The 1,289-nt window shown below is 67.0% G+C and carries 1 protein-coding gene; it reads right to left on the minus strand.

Annotated features, from left to right (window positions below; all coding sequences use genetic code 11):
- A partial coding sequence (locus I6F17_RS37400; RefSeq protein ID WP_225132291.1) for a DUF1522 domain-containing protein occupies positions 1 to 1,289 on the minus strand: 1,289 nt, incomplete at both ends.

Here is a 1,289-nt window from a genome sequence, read left to right on the forward strand (position 1 = left end):
GTCGATCTGGTTCAGGATGTTGTTGAACTGAGACACCAGATTGGCACGCGAGGTCTGCGCGACGACGTCCTGGACGGGGCTGGAAGCCGTCGAGAACGTCAGCGACGAGGTCAGCGTGCCGCCGATCGCACCACCCGCGGCGCTCGAACCGATGGTCGAGGACGCGTAGTCGTTGGTGGTCGAGATCGTCAGCAGGCCGTTGGCGTCGATCGTCGCCGACAGGTTGTTGGCCTGCAGCTTGGTGTTGAGCTGATCGAGCGTCTTGACCGTGCCGTTGGTGCCGTCGCCGAAGGTGACGTTGACCGCCGTGCCGCCGTTGAAGGAGGTGAAGGTCAAGGTCTTGCCGCTGATGCCGCCGATGCCGGAGGTGCGCGCCGCGGTGAAGGCGGTTGCCGTTCCGGTGTTGCCGGCAAGGCCGAGCGCGTTCAGCGCATTGCCCGTGCCGGTGATCGACAGGTCGGCATTGACGCCAGTGGACAGCTTCAGCTGGCCCGAGGCGTTGATCGACGAGTTGGTCTGGCCGGAGGCCGTCGCGAGCGTCGCGGTGCCGTTGGCGCCGATCGTCGCGGTCTGCACGCCGGTGGCGAGGTCGATCGCCTTCAAGACGTCGTTGAGGGTACCGCCCTGCAGATAGACCGTCGAGTTGCCGGCGCCGTCGGTGAGGACGTTACCGCTCGCACCATAACCGGTCGGAATGCTCGGCGCACCGGTCGAGCCCGGGATCGGCGCATTCTTGAAGGTGATGACTTTACCGTTGACGTTCAGCGTCGACCCGTCGGTGATCGTTGCACCCAGCGAGGCCGCGCTGGTGGTGCGGTTGACGTTGACGGTGGCGTTGCCGCCGCCCACCGACGTGGTCAGGGCGAGAGCCTTGAGCAGGTCGGCCTTGCCGGTGACGCTCAGATCCGCACCTGTCGAGCTCCTCAGCGTGACGGCGCCCGCAGCGACGGTCGAAGCGGTCTGGCCGTTGCTCGTGGCGATCGTCGCCGCACCCGAGGTGATCGAGACCGTCTTGACGCCGCTTGCCAGATCGATCGCGCTCAACAGGTCGTTGACGGTCGCTGCCGGCGTGCCGTTGGTGCCGAGATAGACGGTGCTGTTGCCATTGCCGTCGGTGACGATGTTGCCGCTGACGCCCGAGCCGGTCGGAACGCCGGTCGCACCCGGAGCCGAGCCGCTGCGGAAGGTGATGGTCTTGCCGTTCACGGTCAGCGTGTCGCCGTCGGCAGGCTGGGCGTTGCCGGCGAGGCCGGTCGCGGTCGTGCCGTTGGTGGCGATCAGGGTCATGG

Source organism: Bradyrhizobium sp. NBAIM18, assembly GCF_020193825.1.
Lineage (GTDB): Bacteria > Pseudomonadota > Alphaproteobacteria > Rhizobiales > Xanthobacteraceae > Bradyrhizobium > Bradyrhizobium yuanmingense.